14 protein-coding genes are annotated in these 14,407 nt (G+C 67.6%); 4 read left to right on the top strand and 10 right to left on the bottom strand.

Features of this window, described 5'->3' with window-relative positions:
- Window positions 1–130: 130 nt before the first annotated feature.
- Both AWB94_RS22115 and AWB94_RS22110 read right to left on the bottom strand, forming a co-directional pair.
- Window positions 131–1,678 carry an APC family permease gene (locus AWB94_RS22115; RefSeq protein WP_084394950.1) on the bottom strand — a complete coding sequence of 516 codons (1,548 nt, stop codon included), beginning with the start codon at window positions 1,676–1,678 and terminating at the stop codon, window positions 131–133.
- 211 nt (window positions 1,679–1,889) lie between these two features.
- Window positions 1,890–2,852, bottom strand: a complete 963-nt coding sequence (locus tag AWB94_RS22110) for a hypothetical protein (protein WP_062654827.1) — start codon at window positions 2,850–2,852, stop codon at window positions 1,890–1,892.
- A 153-nt stretch (window positions 2,853–3,005) separates the two neighbouring features.
- On the opposite strand from AWB94_RS22110, the gene AWB94_RS22105 reads away from it, so the two are divergent.
- On the top strand, window positions 3,006–3,779 hold the full coding sequence (locus tag AWB94_RS22105; RefSeq protein ID WP_084394952.1) for an IclR family transcriptional regulator: 774 nt from the start codon (window positions 3,006–3,008) through the stop codon (window positions 3,777–3,779).
- Between the two features lie 28 nt (window positions 3,780–3,807).
- Here AWB94_RS22105 and AWB94_RS22100 read toward each other — a convergent pair whose 3' ends face one another.
- The 4 genes from AWB94_RS22100 to AWB94_RS22085 all read right to left on the bottom strand — a co-directional run bounded on the left by AWB94_RS22100 (window position 3,808) and on the right by AWB94_RS22085 (window position 7,448).
- Window positions 3,808–4,992: a Dyp-type peroxidase gene (locus AWB94_RS22100; protein WP_062654830.1), complete on the bottom strand. Its 1,185-nt coding sequence runs from the start codon at window positions 4,990–4,992 to the stop codon at window positions 3,808–3,810.
- Window positions 4,985–5,422, bottom strand: a complete 438-nt coding sequence (locus AWB94_RS22095) for a copper chaperone PCu(A)C (RefSeq protein ID WP_062654930.1) — start codon at window positions 5,420–5,422, stop codon at window positions 4,985–4,987. Before AWB94_RS22095 ends, AWB94_RS22100 begins: the two co-directional genes overlap by 8 nt.
- A gap of 43 nt (window positions 5,423–5,465) precedes the next feature.
- Window positions 5,466–6,800: a PepSY-associated TM helix domain-containing protein gene (locus AWB94_RS22090; protein ID WP_062654832.1), complete on the bottom strand. Its 1,335-nt coding sequence runs from the start codon at window positions 6,798–6,800 to the stop codon at window positions 5,466–5,468.
- Between the two features lie 102 nt (window positions 6,801–6,902).
- Window positions 6,903–7,448, bottom strand: coding sequence for a hypothetical protein (locus AWB94_RS22085; RefSeq protein WP_062654834.1), 546 nt, complete (start codon window positions 7,446–7,448; stop codon window positions 6,903–6,905).
- A gap of 171 nt (window positions 7,449–7,619) precedes the next feature.
- Between AWB94_RS22085 and AWB94_RS22080 the strand changes: the two genes are divergently transcribed.
- On the top strand, window positions 7,620–8,627 hold the full coding sequence (locus tag AWB94_RS22080) for a VWA domain-containing protein (RefSeq protein WP_062654836.1): 1,008 nt from the start codon (window positions 7,620–7,622) through the stop codon (window positions 8,625–8,627).
- Window positions 8,624–9,619, top strand: a complete 996-nt coding sequence (locus tag AWB94_RS22075) for a VWA domain-containing protein (RefSeq protein ID WP_062654838.1) — start codon at window positions 8,624–8,626, stop codon at window positions 9,617–9,619. Before AWB94_RS22080 ends, AWB94_RS22075 begins: the two co-directional genes overlap by 4 nt.
- A gap of 19 nt (window positions 9,620–9,638) precedes the next feature.
- Here the strand turns inward: AWB94_RS22075 and AWB94_RS22070 are convergent, their stop codons facing one another.
- The 4 genes from AWB94_RS22070 to efeU all read right to left on the bottom strand — a co-directional run bounded on the left by AWB94_RS22070 (window position 9,639) and on the right by efeU (window position 13,452).
- Entirely contained in the window at window positions 9,639–9,920 is a 282-nt protein-coding gene (locus AWB94_RS22070) for a hypothetical protein (protein ID WP_131805191.1), read from the bottom strand.
- Window positions 9,921–10,034: 114 nt separating this feature from the next.
- The gene (gene efeB / locus AWB94_RS22065) at window positions 10,035–11,342 is read right to left on the bottom strand and encodes an iron uptake transporter deferrochelatase/peroxidase subunit (protein WP_062654842.1); all 1,308 of its coding nucleotides are present in this window, start codon (window positions 11,340–11,342) and stop codon (window positions 10,035–10,037) included.
- On the bottom strand, window positions 11,323–12,462 hold the full coding sequence (efeO, locus tag AWB94_RS22060) for an iron uptake system protein EfeO (protein ID WP_062654932.1): 1,140 nt from the start codon (window positions 12,460–12,462) through the stop codon (window positions 11,323–11,325). The genes efeB and efeO overlap by 20 nt, the downstream gene beginning before the upstream one ends.
- A 42-nt stretch (window positions 12,463–12,504) precedes the next feature.
- Window positions 12,505–13,452 (bottom strand): iron uptake transporter permease EfeU, encoded by a 948-nt coding sequence (gene efeU, locus AWB94_RS22055; RefSeq protein ID WP_062654844.1) that lies wholly within the window; start codon window positions 13,450–13,452, stop codon window positions 12,505–12,507.
- 197 nt (window positions 13,453–13,649) lie between these two features.
- Between efeU and AWB94_RS22050 the strand changes: the two genes are divergently transcribed.
- Window positions 13,650–14,381: a lytic transglycosylase domain-containing protein gene (locus AWB94_RS22050; RefSeq protein ID WP_062654846.1), complete on the top strand. Its 732-nt coding sequence runs from the start codon at window positions 13,650–13,652 to the stop codon at window positions 14,379–14,381.
- The last annotated feature ends 26 nt before the right edge of the window (window positions 14,382–14,407 follow it).

Here is a 14,407-nt window from a genome sequence, read left to right as displayed (position 1 = left end):
GTCGTCGAACCCGTCGTGGCGTGGAAGGCATGCCCATCCCCTCTGGTTAGGAACATTTGTACGCATCGATACGGACAAATGTACGTAACGGCGGACGGCCATGCGCGCTGAATCCAGAATCGAATGGACGCTAGTGCGCCCCTGGCGCGGGATCGTCCCCTGCGCGCTCGTTGAGCGCCTGCCCGACGAGTGCATACCTCGCCGGCGCGAACGCCCGCAGGTAGACCCCGTAGAGGACGCCGGCCAGCAGCGCGAGGAAGACCAGCGACAGCATGAGCGCCGCCATCGCGCCGTGCACGCCGAGCAGGACGTCGAGGCTGTTCAGCGTCAGGACGAAGAATGCGCCGAGTCCGATGATCGCGAGGATCGGGGCTATCACGGTGTTCCACGGGCGCTTGTCGACATCGGACTTGCGAAAGAAGGCGAAGATCGCGATGCCCGCGATGAACTGGGACAGGATGACCCCGATGGTGCCGATGCCCGTCGCCCAGGTGAACAGGGTGGCGAAGGGGTCCTGGCCGAACAGCGCGAAGAACGCGATGACGATGCCGACCGTCACGCTCTGGACGATGCCCGACACCCATGGCGTCCGACGGCTCGCCAGTGTCCAGCCCAGCGGTCGCCACACCAGTCCTTGTCTGCCGAGTGAGAACTGGTAGCGCGAGACATTGTTGTGGAAGGTGACGATGGCGGCGAAGGTCGCCGACACGATCAGCGTCTGGAAGATCACCGAGATGTTGTGCCCGATGATGGCGTCACTGGCCGCGAAGATGAAGTTTCCGCCGGTGTCGTTGGCCATTCCGACCACCTTGTCGATCCCCAGCGCGTTGATGATGAGCCAACCGGATACGGCGTAGAGGATGCCCATGAACGCGATGGACAGATAGGTCGCGCGCGGGATGGTGTGGGTGGGGTTGCGTGCTTCCTCCCCGTAGATCGCCGATCCCTCGAAACCTATGAACGACGCATGCGCGAACATCAGGGCGACGCCCAACGCGCCGCCGAGAACGACACTCGGGCGGAAGGGTTCGAAGGAGAACTGCGATACCGGAACGGTGTCACCGAAAAGACTGAACGCGCTGAGGACGGTGATCATGGTGACTTCCAGTGTCATGAACACTCCCAGCACCTTTGCCCCGGAGTGAACACCCTGCAGCCCCAGGCCCAGGCACACCACCAGTGCGCCGAATGCATAGGCCCACCAAGGGATGTCGATCCCGAGGGCGGGATTGATCAACTCGGATGCGTAGTAGCCGAAGCCACCGTAGAGGCCGGCCTGGATGGCGTTGTAGGCAAAGATTGCCAGGAATGCCGAGCCCAATCCGGGAATTCGTCCGAGGCCGAGCGTCACGTAGGCGTAGAACGCGCCGGCATTGGTGACATGCCGGCTCATCGCGACGTAGCCGACCGCGAAGATCATCAGGACCACGGTGGCGATGACGAATGCGCCGGGCATACCCACGCCGTTGCCCGCACCGATGATGATCGGGTACAACGCCACCACGACGGTCAGCGGCGACGCCGCGGCGATGATGTAGAAGAAGATGCTGGGCACCCCGAGGCTGTTCTCTCTGAGGCCGTGGTTGCCTCGCCCTGCGGGCGGCGAGGCGCCGGGCAGATGCGACGGTGATGTCGCATCGGGTCGTCGGGGTGGCAAGGATGCGGTGACGTTCTCCATGGTCGTTCATCTCTCGGGTTTGGCGTGTGACGATACTGGTGACGAGCGCCGGTTCGCTCGACGACGAGTGGATCCGAACCGGGTTGGGGCGGTTCGCTCACCTCCTCGTGTCGAGGGCCAGCTCGGCGAGTAGGTCCTCCTGTCGTGCCGCTCGGCATGCAGCATGATGACGTCTCGTCACGTCGTGCTCTCTTCCGTTCGGCTCCGGGCGTCAGTTGGCCAGTGCGCGTGCCGCTGTGCGCGGACCAGGAGACACGGCGACGTCGGCGGCGTTGGTCTGTACGAGCTCGTTGAGGATGGCGGCGTGCCGGACCTTGTGCCGGACGAGCTCTTCGTGGAACTCGGGGCGGACCCAGCCGTTGTACATGACCGCTTCCGATTCGCCGGGCTCGATCTTGAAGTAGACCGGTCCCGCGACGCGGGCGATGTCCCCGGCCTCCCAGAGTCGGTTCATGCCGCCGAAGGATTCGAAGGTCTCCGCCCAGACGTCGAGGGGGATGTCGACCGACCGCCGGATCGCGGCGAGCATCGGCCGACTCAGGTCGCCGACGGGATTGACGCTGTCGGCGCCGAGGTCCTGCAGGATCCTGATCGAGGCGGGGTTGGCGTGACCGGCGTAGACGGAGATCTTGAACTTGGCATCGGCGGGGAGGTGTCCGGCATCGCGCGCCTTGTTCAGGATGTCGAGAACACCCTCGTCCCAAACCAACACGCCCCGGATACCCGTCGAGAAGATCCGCAGGTAGTCGTCGAGCAGATACCGCACATTGTCGAGCCCGCGGACGCGACGCCCGCCGGCCTGACCCTCGGTGCTCAGTGCCTGCCGACCGAGGTCCCATCCGGTGCGCGGCCCCGGCACGGCCACCAGATCGATGGAGTGCTCGGCTGCCAGAGCGGCGACGTCGCTCAGTTCGGTCGTGGTGAGCAAGGTGGTGCCGCCGCCGAAAGCGATGATCCGGTGGATGAACACGCCCTGCTTGGCGGCCTCGTCCAGCATCGCCTCCAGTGTCGAAAGTCGTTCGACGCCAGAGATTTCCAGTCGATACTTGCCGCCGTCGTCGAAGGATTTGGCGGACGGGGTGAGGCCGTAGTCGTCGGCCGTCAGCAGGCCTTGCGAGGCCAGGATGCTGGCTCCGTCGACCTTGGTGGCACGGCTGTCGGCTGCGGTGGGCATCGCGTCTCCTTCGAGGGTCGGACTGCGCTGGTCCGTCTTTCACTGAGTGATATACAACTGCGCTGATTGAAAATGTATGAGGTGGCCGACGGTCTGTCAACAGAAAGCGCGCGTGTGACTTCGCCTGCACTGGATGCTGGTAACCTTCACTGAGTGAAAACAGCAGCGGCAACGGAGAAGGCGTCCACCCTCATCGGCGTCGAGCGCACGGCGAGAATTCTCGCGGCGGTGGCGGATTCCGAGGTAGGAAATCTTGCCGAAATATCAAGGCGCACAGAGCTGAACGAGGCCACCGTGCTCAGGTATCTGAACAGCTTGGCCGCACTCGGCTATATCGAACGGTTCAATGCGAACCAGTACCGCTTGGGTTGGGAGATTTTCCGGCTTGGGCAGCGCGCGTTCTCCAACCAGGTTCCCTCCGATGCGGTGATACCGACCATGGAGCGACTGATGAACGAGTTCAACGAGACGGTGAACTTCGCCGCACACAAGGACCGCAGCGTCGTCATCCTCGACGTGGTCGAGGGCAGAAGAGCGGTCACCAAGGTCAGCGACGTCGGGCAGACCGATCCCTGGCATGCCTCCGCGCTGGGAAAGGCGCTGCTGGCCACGATGCCGGACAGTGTCTGGCGGGACATCGTCGCCTCGGCCGGCATGCCTGCGCTGACCAGCCACACGATCACCTCGATGAAGAAGATGGCGGCCGAGATCAACGAGATCCGCGAGCGAGGCTTCGCCGTAGACCGGGAGGAGGCCGCCGAGGAGCTCACCTGTGTGGCTGCCGCCGTGCCCGCCCTCGGCGGCGGGCCCGCCCGCTATGCGTTGAGCATCAGCTTCCTGACGCATCGGCTGGATCCGGAGAACCTGGAACACGCGGGCGACAGGGTGATTGCGGGCGCGCGCGAGATCGCGGCCAAGCTCCAGTGACACCCCGTCTCGGCGCGCGCACTGGCCGTCAACCGAGTAACGACTGCCCCAGATACTCACCGGGCGGCGCGCCGGGCAGGATCGCGAACGTCGCCGAGCCGATGGTGGTGACCCACGTGTTCAGCGCATCCGCTGCCGCCAGCCGGCGTTGCACCGGGACGAAGCTGGTACCCGGATCGCGCTGGTAGGCGGCGAACAACAGCCCACTGTCGGTGGTGACACCGGCCGGCGGCGGGTCGTCGTAGTTGTACGGGCGCCGCAGCATCAGCTCGTCGGCGGTGCGGTGCCGGGCCAGCGCGATGTGCGCGTTGGGCGGGATGACCGGGATGCCACCGACCTGGGCGGTCAGGTCCGGTTCGTCGGATTCCCGCTGCCCGGTCAACGGCGCGCCGCTGCCCAGTCGGCGCCCGACCGCGAATTCCTTGCTCTCCCGGTCGAGTTCGTCCCAGGTGTCCATCTCGGCCCTGATCCGGCGCAGCACCAGCACGGTGCCGCCGGCAAACCACGGCTGCCCGGCGCCGTCGTCCCAGACGTGCCGGTCGAACTCCGCCGCGGTGCGCAGGTTCGCCGTCCCGTCCACCTGCCCCATCAGATTGCGCATGGTGGCCCCGGATCGATCGGCTCCCGCGGCGTGCCGGAATCCGCTCTGCCGCCACCGCGGCACCACCAGGCTGCGCACGTTCTTCAGCAGCACCCGGGCCGCATGCGCCAGCGCCATCGGGTCGTCTGCGCACAGCTGGAGTAGCAGATCGCCGCCACACCAATGAGATTCGAGCCGATCGGTGCCGAACGCCGGCATCTCGTACACCGTGTCCGGAAGCCGATGCCCCAGCCCGGCCCGGTCGAACACCGTGGGGCCGAGACCCACCGTGACGGTCAATCTGGCCGGGCGCAGCGCCAGCTCGGGTTCGGTGTCGGCGAGGGCGGGCACCCCCTGGGTGAGCCGGGCGGCGTCGGCGCTCCACAGTCGCAGCACCGCGGCGAGCTGTTTGCGGCCGCCGCCGGGTTTCAGGTCGAGCGCGACGAACAACGCGTGCGCCTGCGGCGCGGTGGCCACGCCGGCCTGGTGTGCACCGTGAAAGGGTTCGACCTCGGTTCCGAATCCGCCTTGCGGCGTTGCCGATTGAGCCGATCCGCTCTGGGTGAGTGCGGCACCGGCGGCGAGCGCGGCGGCGCCCCCGGTCAGGAGGCGCCGCCGCTTCAATTCAGCCATGCGGTTGGTAATTCTCGTTGGCCCCGGCGAAATCGCGGACCTGCGCGGTGATATCGAGGGTCGAGCCGTCCTCGAACGTCACCGTCGCCGGGACGTCGGCGCCGGGCGTCAGCGGCGCCTTGAGATCCATCAGCATCAGGTGATCGCCGCCCGGCGCCAGATCGTGGGTTCCGCCCGGCGGTATCACGATGCCACCCGCCTTGGGATGCATGGTCTTGGTGCCGCTCGCGTCGGCGCTCACCTCGTGCAGCTCCATTCGGCCGGCGACCGGCGACGTGGCCGAGACGATCCGGGCCTCATGGTGTCCGTTGTTGGCGAAAGTGCCGAACACCGCGGCCATTCCGGTGTCGGCCGCGCTGGCCCACTGATCCCGGACGGTCACCTCGGCCGCCATCGACTGTTCCCGGTGGGTGCCGGTGCAGCCCGCCATCAGCACGGCGAGCACCGAGGCCAGCACCAGCAGTACCGCGCGCCTACCCACGGCGCTTCACCGCCCCGATGGCCACGTCGACGATCAGGAAGGCCGCCAACGGGATTCCGAACAACGGCAGGAACCAGCCGACCGCCGCGGCGGTGACCAGGAGGGCCACCGCCGCCGCCGGATGCAGCGTGCGCAACACACCCCGCAGCGGTGGCCTGCCGACCGCCCAGGCCGAGCCGCGGGTCGGGCGGCGCTGCCACCACATCCGGTAGCCGCCGATGATGACGGCCACCAGCGCCACCGCGACACCGAGCAGCAGGAGCTGGTTCAGCAAGCCGAACAGCAGACCCATGTGTGCGCGGATGCCCCAGTCGGCCAGCATGGCCACCACCGAATAGTCGCGCCAGTAGTCCAGCGTGCCGGTCACCATGCCGGTGGCCGGGTCGACGGTGGCGGCGTTGGTGGTCAGCCGGTAGGGCTTGTCCACCTCGGTGACGGCCAGCCCGGCGCCGGGTTCGGTGGGCAGGGCCACCTCGACGGGCAGCCGCACCCCGGCGCGGCCGGCCGCCCGCACTGCGGCGTCGTAGTCGATGGTCGCCGGGTCGGTGACGGTGGCCGCATAGACGGCCGAACTCAGCACCGGCCGTTGCCAATTGAATGCGGCGCGGAGATCGCTGACGTGTGCCCCGGCGTAGGTGGACCAGGTGATGCCGGTGGCGGAAAGGAACAGCAGACCGGCCAGCAGCCACACGCCGGTGGCGCCGTGCCAATTGAGGGTGCGGGCGCGGCCCTTGAGACCGCGGGCCACCGTCAGGATGCGCCCGCGCCGCAGCAGCCACAGGGCGAGCCCACCGAGTGCCACCACCCACAGCCATGATGCGGCGATCTCGCTGTAGATCCGGCCCGGCTCGCCGAGTTGGAGATGCCGGTGCAGGCCGTCTAGGAAGGTGCTGACCGGCAGATAACCCAGCCAGGTCGGCTGGTCGCCGAGCACCCGGGCGGTATACGGGTCGACGAAAACGGCGCGGCGGAACTCCGCGTCGAGGGTGGGATCGGCGAAGTAGACGCGGGTGGCTTCGCCCGAGTCGGCCGGGGGCCGCAGCCCGGTCATGTGCAGGTCCGGGTGCGCGGTCCTGGCGGCGGCGACCTGATCACCCAGAGGTACCGGTTGGCCGGATGGTTCGACGTAGAGCAGGTCGCCGTAGGCGAACCGTTCGATGGTCGGTGCCATCGCGTACAGCCCGCCGGTGACGGCGGCGACGACGATGAACGGGGCCACCAGGATGCCGGCGTAGAAGTGCAACCGCATCAGCAGCGGCCGCCAGCTGCGCCGGGGCCGTGGTAGGTCGGTGGGGTCGGATGTGGACGTTTTTTCGGGAATGGTCATGAGACGTGCTCTCTGAATCGCTGCGAAAGAAGTGGGGGCGCGCGGGTATACGCGCACGACCGCAGCCCCATGGGGGTCTGCGGTGATGTGAGAGGCGAACCGCTAGGCGGTTGGGAGAATCCCGAACGGCGGCGCGCGCATCCCCAGGCCCGGGCGCAGCAGCACGGGACGGACGACGACGGGCTCGGCGCACCGGATCGGCGGCGAGGCCGGCCGCGGGTTGTTGACCGCGAACAGCCGCAGCCAGGTCAGCAGGGTGGCGCAGACGGTGTAAAGGTGTTCGACCACCGCGATGGACAAGCCGAGCACCACCGCGGCGCCGGTGTGTGCGGCGATCATGGCCGGCGTCAGGCCCATGCCGTCGCCGGCGTGATGGTGCCCGCCGGTGACGGCCAGCGTGACGTGGCTGAGGAACTGCGCGGCGCACAGCGCGGCGAACACCGCGACGGCCCGGGTGTAGCCGGCGCGCAGTTCGACGGCGCCGACGGCGGCTCCGGCCGTCGCGCACACCAGCAGCGCGGCGACCAGCGCGGCACCGTGCGGCAGCGCACCGGCCGCGCCGGCGTGCGCCGAGGTGGCCAGCACGGCCGAACTCCCGCCGACCAGCCCGCCGCGCAACCAGTGCGCGTGGGCCTTCGGCGAGTTCACAGGCCGGACTTTACCGGGTGGGGGTTGTGGCCGTTACGCGCCGATCATTTGACGCACGCGGCCGGCGAACGCAACGTAGTCATAGTTGTATAACTGTACAAGTGATGTAACGTGTGCTCCGATGGCGACGCGCCGGGCGGATGAGCGTGACCTGGACACGGCGGGAGGGTGATGACGGTCGCAACTCTGGGTCCGATATCGCTGACCGGTTGGCAACATCCGGCGTATCTCGCCCTGCTGGTGCTGCCACCGGTGCTGGCGTGCAGCTACGCGTGGGTCCAGCTGCGCAGGCGGCAGCGGCTGTCGCGATTCGCCGAGCGTGCGCGCTGGGGCACCGTGCGCTCCCGGCCGCCCACGGCCGGACGGCATCTGCCGATGGTGTTGATGTTCCTGGCGGTCGCGGCATTGGTCGTGGCGATCGCCTGTCCCACAACGGATGTCCGGAAGCCGCAAAACCGTGCGGTCATCATGGTGGCCATCGACGTGTCACAGTCCATGTGGGCCGACGATGAAGATCCCACGCGGCTGGAGGCGGCCAAACGCGCGGTCACCCGGTTCGCCACGCACCTCACCGAGGGGGTCAACCTGGGGCTGATCTGCTTCGCGGGCACCAGCAGCGTTCTGGTGTCTCCGACACCGGATCATCAGGCCACCGTTGACGCCGTCGACCATCTGACCCCGCAGGATTCGACGGCGATCGGTGAGGCGATCTTTGCCGGCCTGGCCTCGGTCCGGACCGTCTCGGCCGTCCTTGCTGCCCCGAACAGCGCCACCCCTGCCCGCATCGTGCTGTTGTCCGACGGAGCAGAGAACAAGCCGTCCAACCCCGACGCCCCGAAAGGGGCATATACCGCGGCACGTTCGGCCCGTGATGCCGGGATCCCGGTGTCCACCATCGCTTTCGGTACCGCAGGCGGTCGGGTGAGGCTGGGGGACACCATGGCGGCGGTTCCCGTCGACGACGCGATGCTGCAGCGGATCGCCGAGTTGTCGGGCGGTCAGTTCTTCCGTGCGACCGACGACACCGACTTGGATCGCAGTTACGCCGCGGTCGCCGACCAGTTCGGATACGTGACCAGTCGCGGGCCCGCCGATGTGGCCTGGCTTCGGTTGGCGGTGCTGCTCGCCACGGCCGCAACGATTCTGGCGCTGCTGATGAACCGGCGCGTGCCGACATGACGGTCCTGGGCCTGTCCGGATTCACCGACGGGTGGATGCTGCTGTTCCTGGTGGTCGTCTCCGGCGTGGGTGTTGCCTACTGGCTCACGACGCGGCGGACCCGGCGCAGGGTGTTGCGCTTCGCCAACCTGGATCTGCTGCAGACGATCGCCGCCGGGCGCCGAGCCGATCGTCTCCGTCACCTGCCGGCACTCGCGCTGGTCGTTGCCCTGGTGGCCCTCACCATCGCGATGGCCGGTCCCACGCACGACGTCCGGATACCGCGAAGCCGTGCGGTGGTGATGCTCGTCATCGACGTGTCGGAGTCGATGGCGGCGGTCGATGTGGCGCCCAGCCGGATCGAGGCCGCCAAGCAGGCGGGTAAACAGTTCGCGGATGGTCTCACCGCCGGTATCAATCTCGGATTGGTTGAATTCTCTTCCGGAGCAACACTTTTGGTGGCACCCACCACCGACCACGGCGAGGTGTCCAAGGCGATCGGCTCCCTGCGACCGAAACCCCGCACGGCCACCGGTGAGGGGATCTTCACGGCCTTACAGGCCATCGCGATGACGACGGCGGTGCTCGGTGGGGGCGACGGTCCGCCACCGGCGCGGATCGTGCTGGAATCCGATGGGAAGGAGACGGTTCCATCCAATCCGGATGATCCACGCGGCGCCTTCACCGCGGCACGCGCCGCCAACGAGCAGGGGGTGCAGATCTCTACGATCTCGTTCGGCACCCCCGATGGCGTGGTGGACTTCGACGGCCAGCACATTCCCGTGCCGGTGGACGACGAAACGCTCAGGCATATCACCGAAATCACCCACGGACAGGCGTTCCACGCCGACAGCCTGGCTCAGCTGTCGCAGGTGTACGGGACTCTCGACCGGGACATCGGCTATCAGACGATCCGCGGTCCGGCCCGCGCGGGCTGGATGTGGCTGGGATTGGTGGGTTTGGTGGCGGCGACGGTGACGGGTCTGCGGCGCAACCGCCACCTACCCGACTGATGCGCGCCGCCGGTCGGCCTCAGAGCGACGGGGTGGCGGAGGCGACGACCGGGATCGGTAGTGCAGTTTCAGGTGCCATGGTGGCGCCCATGTTCATCGACGGCGTGGTCGGCGTGGTGTAGGGAGTGGAGATGCCGATCGTGTTGATGCTGGAGTGGCTGAAGGTGGTGTCTTGTGGTGCATCCGAAGCGTGGTCGACCGATACCGCGGCCGCCAGCATGGTGAACACCGCCCCGATGCCCGTGACGAAACGCAGTTGCTTGGCCCGCGCCCGGCCCAGGGGGAAACGTCGAGAGTCCATGACCATCATTCCTATACTTGTACAGTAATACGAATGTTAGTATGTCAGCCGTGACCGGCCCTGCACGCGGGCAAGGCGAACTCACAGCAGTTCCGGAGCGGACCCCCGAGAAACTCAGGCGAAGATGCCAGAGCCCCAGTACGCGGACTTGTCACCGTCTTTCAGGCCGGGCGGGCAGGCGAATACGCCGGTGCCGTTGGTGAAGATGTACTCGTTGAGCGCGTCGGACGACATCTTGGAGATGACCGGGACGAAATGCGTCCGCGGGTTCCGGGTGAACGCGATGAAGAACAAGCCCGCGTCCAGATGTCCGAAGCCGTCCGAGCCGTCGGTGAAGTTGTAACCGCGGCGCAGCAATTCGATGCCATCGTTGTGGTCGGGATGCACCAGCCGGACGTGGGCATCCTGGTCGATCATCGGACCGCCCTTGGCGTTCTTCAGGTCGAAGTCCAACGGCGCGAACTCGTCGTCGTAACCCAGCGGTGCGCCGGTGCCCTTGGTGCGGCCGATCACCCGCTCCTGCTCCATCAGCGTGGTGCGATCCCACGCCTCGATCCGGTTACGGATGCGCCGGGTCACCAGATAGGTGCCACCGGTGTGCCAGTCCGGGCCGTCACCCTGGGCGACCCAGACGTTGCGGTTCAGCTTGTCGGTGTCCTCGGCCTTGAGATTGTTGGTACCGTCCTTGAACCCCAACATGTTTCGCGGGGTGGACTGGTCCCGCGTGGTGGACGAGGTGCGGCCGAACCCCAGCTGGGAATAGCGCACCGCCGCGGTGCCGAACGCGACCCTGGCCAGGTTGCGCACCGCGTGCACGGCCACCTGGGGGTCGTTGGCGCACGCCTGGATGCAGATGTCGCCGCCGCACTTGGCCGGGTCCAGGTTCTCGTTGGCGAATTTGGGCAGCGGGTTCAGATCGGCCGGTTTCTTGTCCGCGATGCCGAACCGGTCCTTGCCGTCCTTGACGAAGAACGTCGGGCCGAAGCCGATCGTCAGCGTCAGCTGCGACGGCGGAAGGCCAAGGGCCTCACCGGTATCGGCGGGCGGTGCGTACGGGTTCAGGCCCACGGCGCCGTCCTTGACGGCGTCCTCGCCCTTGGTCATCCGCTCGGCCATGGCGGTCCACTCCTGCAGCATCGCCACCACATCCTCGCGGTTGTCCGTGGTGACGTCGAAGGTGCAGAAGTGCATCCGGTCCTGGGCCTCGGTGATGATGCCGGCCTGCCGTTCGCCGCGGAAGGCCACCGCGCCGTGCGGTTCCCAGGTCCGCGTGCTGGTGGCCGATGCCCGACCGGCCAGCGCCCCCGCGCCGGCCGCGCCGACCACCGCGGCGGTCACGCCCGCGGCACCGAACAGTCGGCGCCGCGACAGCCCGGTCCGCTCGGCCGGTTCTTCGGCGGGGTTACTGGGGTGCGATGACACCTTGCACCTGGCTCACCTCTTTGGACAGCGCGTCGATGGCGCGGGACAGTTCCTGACGCTGCGGCTCGGTCACCGTGTCGTAGAGCACGAAGCCGTCACCCTTGCGGTACTTGCCCAGCAGCGCTTCGACATTGGCGAACTGCTGGTCGACCCGCTTGCCCAGGTCCGGGTTGCGCTCGTCGAGGATGGGCCGCACCGAGGCCACCGCGGTCTGGCTGCCCTGCACGTTGGCGTTGAAGTCCCACAGGTCGGTGTGGCTGAAGATGTCCTCCTCGCCGCTGATCTTGCTGGCGCCGACCTCGTCGAGCAGGCCCTGGGCGCCACCGGCGATCTGGGTCGAGTCGATGGTCCAGTCCGGCGCCTTCACCCCGGCGTCCAGTTCCTTCACATCGGCCATCAGTTGATCGGCCAGCGCGTCGGCGTCGGGCTGCAACCCGGTGACCCACAGCTGCTTCTCCAAGGCGTGGAAGCCCGTCCACTTCTGGCCCGGCTCCAGGTCGGCCTCGCGCAGGTCGATACGCGGGTCCAGGTCGTCGGGGAACGACTCGGCGACCGGCTCGATGCGCTCGTAATAGGTGCGGGCGATGGGGAACTGGGCCTTGGCCGCGTTGACGTCCTTCTTCTTGACGGCGTCGACGAAGAGCTGGGTGGCCGGGATCAGCGCGTCGGTCTGACTGTTGACGTAGCGTTTGTAGCTGTCGGCGGCTTCCTTGAACTTGCCCTCGGTGTCGACCTGGACGGTGTCACCGGAGACCTTGAAGTCACCCCGGATTCCGTCGCCGATCATGCCCGGCTTGCACGCCGTCTGATAGGTGCCCGGCTCGGCCAGTTGCACGATCAGCTTGCGCTGCAGGCCGGGGGAGATGTTCTCCACCTCGCCCATCACCCGCTCGCCCTCGCCGTAGACGTAGAACTCGGTGACCTTGGTGCCGTTGTTGGTGATGTTGAACGTGACCGGACCGGTCTTGCCCTCGGTGCCGGACAGTTCGCACTTGTCGTCGGAGGCTGTCACGGTGATCGTCGCGTCGCCGGCGGCGCCGGCCTTGGACGGATCGCTGGAGTTGGCGGTCTCCTTGGCGGTACAGCCCGCCACGAAGAGGCCCGTCAGACCGGCCAGCATCGCGGCGGTCAGAGCGGTGCGATTGTTCACGTGGGCGACCTTTCAGTGCTTTTCTGCGGTGGAGGACGGTTCCGGATCCGGGACCGCGTCGGACGAGGGGCCCTCGGGCTGGGGTGCGTCGGCACCCTTGGCCGGCGCACCGGTCGGCCGCAGGAACACGGCGAGCACGATGGCCAGATACACCAGCCAGGCACCGAACTGCAGCACGGTGGGGGTGGGCGTGACGTTGAAGACGCCCTGGATGACCTGGCCGTACCAGGACGACCAGTTGAACCAGGAGCTGATGTCGAAGGCCTTGCTGGCCAGGCCGGGCAACCAGCCGACCGTCTGCAGCGCACCGACCCCGTAGGACAGGATCCCCGCGGCGACCAGGATGAGGAACACGGCCGTGTACTTGAAGAAGCTGGCCAGGTTGATGCGGATCGCCCCGGCGTACATCGCGTAGGCGATCGCGATGGCGATCAGCACCCCGGCCACCAGGCCGACCAGCGGCCACAGTGTCTCGGCCTCGGCGAACCCCACCATGAACAGCGCGGTCTCGACACCTTCGCGGCCGACGGCCAGGAAGGCCAGGGCGGTGACCGCCAATCCGCCGGTTTCCAGGGCCCTGGCCATGTCGGTGCGCAATTCGCCGGAGATGGTCGCGGCCGCCGATTTCATCCAGAGCACCATCGTGGTGACGATGACGACGGCGACCAGGGAGGCCACCCCGGCGATGGCCTCGGCGCCCAGCCCGGACACCGTGTAGGCGCTGAACTGGATGGTGAGAAACACCCCGATGGTCATCGCGATGGCGCCGGCGACGCCGAGCCACACCCATTTGAGGGCGTCGCGGCGGCCGGACTTGACCAGGAACGCCACCAGAATCGAGACGACGATGCTGGTTTCCAGCCCTTCGCGCAGACCTATGAGTCCGCTGCCGAAAAGCTGTGAGGTCAGATTGGGAGCGGTGGCCAGCAGCGTGGCCGGATGTCCCGCCAGAGCCGTCATGGTGTTGTCCTCGCTACCCGTGCTTACCCAGCTTTGCCTTGCCAAAGATAGGTGTGGCGTACCTTATCAGGGGCCGCGGGCGCAAGGAGTCCGCCCGGGGCGAGCGCTGCGACAGGGGACCCGGCCGGGTGTGACTGAGCGGGATCACAGTCGACGCATGGGACGATGGCAGCAAGCAGAGCGGTTTGAGGAGTCCGGTGTCGCCAGTGCGTTGGCTGCGGGCTGTCGTGGTGATCGGCGCGACGGCCCTGTTGATGGCCTCGAGCTGTTCCTGGCAGACCGGCATCCCGATTCCCGACGGTGTCCCGCCGCCGGCCGGTGACCCGGTGCCATCCGTCGACACCCACGCCAAGGGCCGGCCTGCCGACGCGCTGCACGCCTGGGCCGCCGAACGCGCACCCGCACTGGGCATCCCGGTGACCGCCCTGGAGGCGTACGCCTATGCCGCACGGGTCGCGCAGGTGGAGAACCCCAAATGCAATCTGGCGTGGACCACACTGGCCGGGATCGGCATGGTCGAGAGTCATCACGGCACCTACCGCGGGGCCGTCGTCGCCCCCAACGGTGACGTGCGGCCACCGATCCGCGGCGTCCAGCTCGACGGCACCATGGGCAACATGAAGATCCCGGACACCGACGGGGGCAAGCTCGACGGCGATGCCACCATGGACCGCGCCATGGGCCCCATGCAGTTCATCCCCGAGACATGGCGGTTGTACGGGGTGGATGCCAACAACGACGGGGTGGTCAGCCCCGACAACATCGACGACGCCGCGCTGTCGGCGGCGGGATACCTGTGCTGGCGCGGAAAAGACCTGTCCAAGCCGCGTGGCTGGATGGACGCGTTGCGGGCCTACAACCTTTCCGACCAGTACGCCCGCACGGTGCGGGACTGGGCGACGGCGTACGCCGCCGGGCACCCACTCTGAAGACGCCGTCGGCGACCCCACCCTTT

Origin of the sequence: Mycolicibacterium canariasense, assembly GCF_002101555.1 — a bacterium.
GTDB lineage: Bacteria > Actinomycetota > Actinomycetes > Mycobacteriales > Mycobacteriaceae > Mycobacterium > Mycobacterium canariasense.
The sequence above is the reverse complement of the archived record's forward strand: the minus strand, read 5'-3'. Positions and strand labels throughout refer to the sequence as shown.

What these genes read in the sequence shown, in the direction of transcription:
- AWB94_RS22080 (WP_062654836.1), top strand. Translation starts at nt 7,620, where the DNA reads ATGACGGTCGCAACTCTGGGTCCGATATCGCTGACCGGTTGGCAACAT.
- AWB94_RS22095 (WP_062654930.1), bottom strand. Translation starts at nt 5,422, where the DNA reads ATGGCGGGCTGCACCGGCACCCACCGGGAACAGTCGATGGCGGCCGAG.
- AWB94_RS22070 (WP_131805191.1), bottom strand. Translation starts at nt 9,920, where the DNA reads ATGGACTCTCGACGTTTCCCCCTGGGCCGGGCGCGGGCCAAGCAACTG.
- efeU (WP_062654844.1), bottom strand. Translation starts at nt 13,452, where the DNA reads ATGACGGCTCTGGCGGGACATCCGGCCACGCTGCTGGCCACCGCTCCC.
- AWB94_RS22110 (WP_062654827.1), bottom strand. Translation starts at nt 2,852, where the DNA reads ATGCCCACCGCAGCCGACAGCCGTGCCACCAAGGTCGACGGAGCCAGC.
- AWB94_RS22100 (WP_062654830.1), bottom strand. Translation starts at nt 4,992, where the DNA reads ATGGCTGAATTGAAGCGGCGGCGCCTCCTGACCGGGGGCGCCGCCGCG.
- AWB94_RS22090 (WP_062654832.1), bottom strand. Translation starts at nt 6,800, where the DNA reads ATGACCATTCCCGAAAAAACGTCCACATCCGACCCCACCGACCTACCA.
- AWB94_RS22075 (WP_062654838.1), top strand. Translation starts at nt 8,624, where the DNA reads ATGACGGTCCTGGGCCTGTCCGGATTCACCGACGGGTGGATGCTGCTG.
- AWB94_RS22115 (WP_084394950.1), bottom strand. Translation starts at nt 1,678, where the DNA reads ATGGAGAACGTCACCGCATCCTTGCCACCCCGACGACCCGATGCGACA.
- efeO (WP_062654932.1), bottom strand. Translation starts at nt 12,462, where the DNA reads ATGCTGGCCGGTCTGACGGGCCTCTTCGTGGCGGGCTGTACCGCCAAG.